Genomic DNA, 5886 nt, shown 5'->3' on the forward strand with positions numbered 1-5886 from the left:
CGGGGCTGCACTACAACCGCTTCCGCTACTACGACCCGCAGGCCTGCTGTTACTTAAGCCCGGACCCGATAGGGCTGATGGGGGGATATAACCCATATGCTTATGTACATAACCCGAATAATTGGATAGATCCGCTTGGGTTAGCAGCTTGTCCTCCAAGCATCAATGCCACGCATGTTTTCCATGGCGAAATTAACCGCCGAGGAGCTGGCGTTGGATTCCACCATGAAGGAAGTATCGGCCATCAGGGTAAAGCAAGGGTTACCCAAATTACTAACTCTGCTAATGCTCAGGGTGTCTATCAAGGGAAAGTAGAGATATTTAATTCAGCTACGGGTCAATGGGTAGCTAAAGGGCCGCAGTCAACATTCTTCCCGAAATCGTGGAATAGAGCTCAAGTGATGACCGAAATTAGAGGCGCTTATAATAATGGAACAGTACTACCTAATGGGAAGTGGTCAGGTATATCTCCAAGCGGTGTGAAAATAGAGGGATGGTTAAATTCCTCTGGAAATATAAACACTGCTTATCCAATATATTAATTGTTGAGGTGATATGAAGTTTTTATTTGATGATAAAGGATATCCATTTTTAGATATAGATTATGAATATCACGTGTTAGCAGATTTCTTATCTGGTGATATACAACGCAGTTTATTTGGTGTGAATGAGTATATAACCGCTTGTGATAATGTTGAGTCAGGAGTGATGGAATCATGGTCAGGGACAGGAAATGCCCATACTGTTACGATAAAAAAAGATGGTGTCAATATTTTCAATGAGTATTCTGAAGAGGAGTTAAATATAAACTCTATTGAAAAATTCAAAAGCTATCTTGAAAACTGGAAACAATTGCTTATCAGTCATGGAGTAACGGAGTAAAATTAAGCCGGAGAGAACTCTGCTCTTTCCGGTTGTTTTGTAGGATATTATACCAACTTATAATTTTTCTTAATTTTAATCACCACCTTGCCGGGCATCACGCTGATCGTCAGCGCTGCCCGGTCAGGCCGCACTGCGTCAACCAGTCCTCTGGCAGAGACAGATTGCCGTTATCCCGTATCTAGTTCACGCAACCACAGCCAGCCAGAACCCGGTATAAAATTCGCCGGCCAGCTTCTGGATGAAGAATCGGGGCTGCACTACAACCGCTTCCGCTACTACGACCCGCAGGCCTGCTGTTACTTAAGTCCGGACCCGATAGGGCTGGCGGGGGGGATGAACTTATATAGTTACGTTCCGAATCCCCTCACATGGATCGACCCTCTTGGACTTTCGAGTTGTACTTTAGGTCGAAATATGGGAGCAAGAACCGGTGATGGTATGGCTAATCACCATCTTATTCCTGAAGAATTAATGAAAGATAAGAACTTTAAATCTATATTCGACCGCCTTAAAAAAATTGGTTGGAATGGTGATGGAGCATCAAATGGAACCTTCTTACCTGGCTCAAAAGATCTTGCTAGCACAATGGGAATACCAGGGCATTGGTCTAATCATAATCAATACACAGGAGCAATAAGGAATAAAATATCTCAACTTGCAAGCCAGGCAAATAGATTGAGTGATACACAGTTAGCTCTGGGGATAAAAGAAATTCAAGATTGGGCAAGGAAAGGTCTTGATAATGGGGTGTTTAGAATTGATCCTAATACAGGTAGATTATTATGAGTAATGCTGAAAATGAATTTTTTGTTATCGAATATGCTCCTGATGATGCGGGGATACCACACTTTATGGATAAAGAGTGGACACCAGAACTACCTGGTTATGATCTTTTTACGGCTCCACCATCGTTAGATGATTTTTCAGATAACTATGCTGTTAAAGTAAAATCATACAAATTAGATGGTGATTACCTCCTTAATGACAACTTAATTTCGTTTGAAATGTTAATGTTGAACTCTGAGTTGAATGTAAAATGTATAAGTATTCCTGTAAATGTTTATTTATATAAAAACAAAGCCCCATTGAAAAAATATTTTTTATTTTATCTTTCGAGTTACTTGTCTATAATGGATGAGTCTAAATCAGTATTTACGATATCAAAGGATATAGAAACTGGCGAGCTAAACACACCAGAAGCGAAAGGGTTAGATAAAGTATACTATGAAAAGATAGATAAATTTAAAGTCAAGGATGATATAAAAGAACATTTGTTTTTTTGTAAGGAAATATCAAAGCCTGTATGCTCGTTATTATTTAAGAGAAATTTTGAAATGCTGAAATTAACAGGTGTTACGTTTGAAAAAATAGATGATAATTATAAGTATGATGCTTGGGGTGGTTGGTAAATATTAGTAGGTATCTAAAATACCGGAAAGATCCTCTTTAGATCTTTCCGGCTATTTTTATCTGTTGTTACGCCAACATATTGCTCTGCTGCACCTGAATCACCACCTGACCGGGCATTACGCTGACTGATCGCTAGCGGTTGCTCGGTCAGGCCGCACTGCGTCAGCCAGTCCTCTGGCAGAGACAGATTGCCGTTATCCCGTATCTAGTTCACGTAACCACAGCCAGCCAGAACCCGGTTTAAAATTCGCCGGCCAGCTTCTGGATGAAGAATCGGGGCTGCACTACAACCGCTTCCGCTACTACGACCCGCAGGCCTGCTGTTACTTAAGTCCTGACCCGATAGGGCTGGCGGGGGGATTAAACTTATACGCGTATGTACCAAATCCATTAACGTGGATCGATCCACTGGGGTTGGCGGGGTGCCATACTCAAAAATATGAAGTAGGAACTTTTGATGATTTACAGCGGCGTTCAAAAGTTGGTGATGGATTAGATATTCACCATGTTACTCAGAAACACCCTGCAGGCCAGGTTATATCTGGTTATGACCCAAAGACTGCACCATCAATGGCTGTTCCGAGAGCTGAACATAAATTAATACCAACAACTAAAGGTACTTTTACAGGAACGCCAAGGGATTTATTAGCGAAAGATATACGAGATCTTCGTAACTATACCAATGCACCACCTTCAGCCATTAAAGATCTTATCAGGCTCAATAAAGAAATGTTCCCTGAGGCGTTTACTAAATTAAGGTAAGTTAAATGGATGCTAATAAGTTTGTAGATATATTAAACCTTGTTGTTAAAGATGCAGCGGTAGAAGATATAATATCTATACTGGAATCCCCACCAGGTAAAAAGCCATCAAAGGAACTGGTTGATTTATCCGGCTTTTATAATTCACAGGCCGATGAGGCTAAAGAATTTATAAAACAGATAATCAAGCTTGTTGCCGATGATGCTTTATTCGGTATGCTATGTGTTATCGATGGCGTTCGTGCTATAGAGGATGATGAAAATAAAGGGGAGTTGGTTTTGACTTATCAGAAAGATAATGAATTGTCTGTCGTGTTAAACGAAGATAAAGATTTGCACGATATATACAACGCCAATTAGACTAAAGCCGGGAAGATCCTCTTTAGTTCTTCTCGGCTTTTTTATCTGTTGTTACGCTAATATATTACCCTGCTGAGTCCTAATCACCACCTTGCCGGGCATCACGCTGATCGCCAGCGGTTGCCCGGTCAGGCCGCACTGCGTCAGCCAGTCCTCTGGCAGAGACAGATTGCCGTTATCCCGTATCTAGTTCACGTAACCACAGCCAGCCAGAACCCGGTTTAAAATTCGCCGGCCAGCTTCTGGATGAAGAATCGGGGCTGCACTACAACCGCTTCCGCTACTACGACCCGCAGGCCTGCTGTTACTTAAGCCCGGACCCGATAGGGCTGGCGGGGGGGATGAACTTATATAGTTACGTTCCGAACCCACTGACATATATTGATCCGCTAGGGCTGGCATCCTGTCGTCTAAATAATATGGGAAGAACCCCAGGCAAAAATAGCAAGACTGGCAGAGAAGTTATTGAACGAATGCGTGGTGAAGGTCGTATTCGTGGTGCTGGTAGTGATATGAGGTTTAAAAGTTCAACGGATAATAAATGGTATCGCGTTCAGGATGCTGATATGGCTCACTTAACAGATGCTGTTAAATATTGGAATCAGAAAGGCGGTTATTATGGCCCGAAATCTAAAGAAGTTAGAGCCTTTATGAGAGATTCCAAAAATTATGAATTAGAATATTTTGGGCATAACCGTTCTCAAGGTGCTAAATTGCCTGATAGATATAGAGATCCAAGTGATTTTATTGGGCCAGCAGAAATGTCACAATATTTTTAATAGGTGGGTGTATGAAAGAGCTTGCAGAAGATAACCTGGAATTAGAAGAAAAAATAGTATCTATCATAGAGGCTGGGAATGTTTACAGTACGAATGGTGACTTTGACTCTGCATTGAAAAATTATCAAGAGGCATGGGAGTTACTGCCGGAACCAAAATTGGAATGGGAAATGTTAAGTTCATGGTTATCAGGTTCTTTTTATACTGCATATTTTAATCGGTCAGATTTTGAAAGTGCAAAATATTGGGGTGAGGCGCAACTTAAAGCAACAAGCTCTAATATAGATACAGCACCATCAATCGACCTGGGAATGGTCTGTTATGAGTTAGAGCAATATGATGAATCATATAAATACTTTGACGATGCCTATAATTATGGTAAGGCTCGTGCATTTAAAGAAAGACCGAAGAAGTATCTTGACTTTTATTTATCCAAGAAAAAAGAGATGAAGTAAAAATAAATGGCCGGAATGGATCTCTTTAGATCTTTCCGGTTTTTTTATCTGTTGTTACGCTAATACATTATCCTGTTGCACCTGAATCACCACCTTGTCGGGCATCACGTTGATCGCCAGCGGTTGCCCGGTCAGGCCGCACTGCGTCAGCCAGTTCTCTGGCAGAGACAGCTTGCCGTTATCCCGTATCTAGTTCACGCAGCCACAGCCAGCCAGAACCCGGTTTAAAATTCGCCGGCCAGCTTCTGGATGAAGAATCGGGGCTGCACTACAACCGCTTCCGCTACTACGACCCGCAGGCCTGCTGTTACTTAAGCCCGGACCCGATAGGGCTGGCGGGGGGAATGAACCTGTATGCTTATGCATCAAATCCTCTTACATGGATAGATCCTCTGGGGTTAGCTGGATGTGCAGTAAAAGCTGGCGAAGGTGGTAGGTTTGGAGATCTCAGTGCAAGAGGTGTTAAAGGTGATGAATTAACACCGCATCATATGCCTCAAGCTGCTGCAAAATATACTTCACGTGCTGACGGTGGGGCATTAGTAATTCCTCAGTCAGAGCATTACTTAACTAGAACATATGGCTTTAAAGGTGCGGTTACTGTAAAACAAGAAGTAGGATTGCCATTCCGTCAAGCATTATATAGAGATATTGCTGACATGAGAAAGATCGCTGGCTCAAAATATAATGAAGGAATAAGAGATCTCCTTACTTATTATAAAACTAACTTCCCTGATTTAATGGCTAAATAGGTATGTTATGCAAAAATCCGTTATTGAACTAGTAAAAATGGGAAAGCTTCCTTCTGAGGACTGCTCCGACATTACGCTCATTGAAAAATATCAGAATGTCATTGACTCTATTATAGAACCTGTATCTGATGATGATGCATGTGAGCTGGTTTCTATTTTTGGTGAGGATGAATGCTATGGTCTGGGTTGGACCCTTCTACATAAAATAGAAACGGCACCTAACTGGCCAATTAAATCAGCGTTAAGTAATATAGAAAATGAATGGATAATGAAATTGAAAGAACGAGCTGGTTATTAGTTGTGTGAATCATTGATATATTAATGATGGCCTAGAGGATCACGCTTGGATCTTCCCGGCTATTTTCATCTGTTGTTACGCCAACATATGATCTTGTTGAACCAGGATCACCACCTGACCAGGCATCACGCTGATCGCCAGCGGTTGCCCGGTCAGGCCGCACTGCGTCAGCCAGTCCTCTGGCAG

At 41.9% G+C, this 5886-nt stretch carries 11 protein-coding genes and 3 pseudogenes; 11 read left to right on the top strand and 3 right to left on the bottom strand.

The annotated features are described in order from the left end of the window. The 7 genes and pseudogenes from DBA33_RS21195 to DBA33_RS19800 form a co-directional block, all read left to right on the top strand. The coding region (locus DBA33_RS21195; protein ID WP_205582791.1) for an EndoU domain-containing protein at positions 1 to 542 on the top strand (542 nt) is incomplete at its 5' end. Positions 543 to 555: 13 nt separating this feature from the next. Further along, positions 556 to 882: a YacL family protein gene (locus DBA33_RS19770; RefSeq protein ID WP_120807059.1), complete on the top strand. Its 327-nt coding sequence runs from the start codon at positions 556 to 558 to the stop codon at positions 880 to 882. A gap of 204 nt (positions 883 to 1086) precedes the next feature. Then, positions 1087 to 1671: pseudogene (locus tag DBA33_RS21200) on the top strand (RHS repeat-associated core domain-containing protein); the annotation flags it as partial. Beyond that, the gene (locus DBA33_RS19785; RefSeq protein WP_120807061.1) at positions 1668 to 2294 is read left to right on the top strand and encodes a DUF1629 domain-containing protein; all 627 of its coding nucleotides are present in this window, start codon (positions 1668 to 1670) and stop codon (positions 2292 to 2294) included. The pseudogene DBA33_RS21200 and the gene DBA33_RS19785, both read left to right, overlap by 4 nt. A 229-nt stretch (positions 2295 to 2523) precedes the next feature. Beyond that, positions 2524 to 2721 (top strand): annotated as a pseudogene (locus tag DBA33_RS21070) (RHS repeat-associated core domain-containing protein); the annotation flags it as partial. Then, positions 2710 to 3057, top strand: a complete 348-nt coding sequence (locus DBA33_RS19795; RefSeq protein WP_240442732.1) for a hypothetical protein — start codon at positions 2710 to 2712, stop codon at positions 3055 to 3057. The pseudogene DBA33_RS21070 and the gene DBA33_RS19795, both read left to right, overlap by 12 nt. A gap of 5 nt (positions 3058 to 3062) precedes the next feature. Beyond that, on the top strand, positions 3063 to 3416 hold the full coding sequence (locus DBA33_RS19800; protein WP_064512405.1) for a hypothetical protein: 354 nt from the start codon (positions 3063 to 3065) through the stop codon (positions 3414 to 3416). A gap of 51 nt (positions 3417 to 3467) precedes the next feature. Here the strand turns inward: DBA33_RS19800 and DBA33_RS21075 are convergent, their stop codons facing one another. After that, complete coding sequence (locus DBA33_RS21075; RefSeq protein WP_120807066.1) at positions 3468 to 3602, bottom strand: SymE family type I addiction module toxin; 135 nt, start codon at positions 3600 to 3602, stop codon at positions 3468 to 3470. Between the two features lie 26 nt (positions 3603 to 3628). Between DBA33_RS21075 and DBA33_RS21205 the strand changes: the two are divergent. Then, positions 3629 to 4195 (top strand): annotated as a pseudogene (locus DBA33_RS21205) (RHS repeat-associated core domain-containing protein); the annotation flags it as partial. Positions 4196 to 4206: 11 nt separating this feature from the next. Further along, complete coding sequence (locus DBA33_RS19815) at positions 4207 to 4650, top strand: hypothetical protein (protein ID WP_064512409.1); 444 nt, start codon at positions 4207 to 4209, stop codon at positions 4648 to 4650. Between the two features lie 54 nt (positions 4651 to 4704). Here DBA33_RS19815 and DBA33_RS21090 read toward each other — a convergent pair whose 3' ends face one another. Next, complete coding sequence (locus tag DBA33_RS21090; RefSeq protein WP_120807067.1) at positions 4705 to 4839, bottom strand: SymE family type I addiction module toxin; 135 nt, start codon at positions 4837 to 4839, stop codon at positions 4705 to 4707. On the opposite strand from DBA33_RS21090, the gene DBA33_RS21210 reads away from it, so the two are divergent. After that, positions 4809 to 5402 (top strand): RHS repeat-associated core domain-containing protein, encoded by a 594-nt coding sequence (locus DBA33_RS21210; RefSeq protein WP_120807063.1) that lies wholly within the window; start codon positions 4809 to 4811, stop codon positions 5400 to 5402. The two genes, DBA33_RS21090 and DBA33_RS21210, sit on opposite strands and share 31 nt — an antisense overlap. A gap of 7 nt (positions 5403 to 5409) precedes the next feature. Continuing rightward, positions 5410 to 5700 (top strand): hypothetical protein, encoded by a 291-nt coding sequence (locus DBA33_RS19830; protein ID WP_120807064.1) that lies wholly within the window; start codon positions 5410 to 5412, stop codon positions 5698 to 5700. A 75-nt stretch (positions 5701 to 5775) separates the two neighbouring features. Here the strand turns inward: DBA33_RS19830 and DBA33_RS19835 are convergent, their stop codons facing one another. After that, positions 5776 to 5886, bottom strand: coding sequence for a SymE family type I addiction module toxin (locus DBA33_RS19835; protein ID WP_346341327.1), 111 nt, complete (start codon positions 5884 to 5886; stop codon positions 5776 to 5778).

Source organism: Yersinia sp. IP36721 (assembly GCF_003634395.1).
Classification (GTDB): Bacteria; Pseudomonadota; Gammaproteobacteria; order Enterobacterales; family Enterobacteriaceae; genus Yersinia; species Yersinia entomophaga.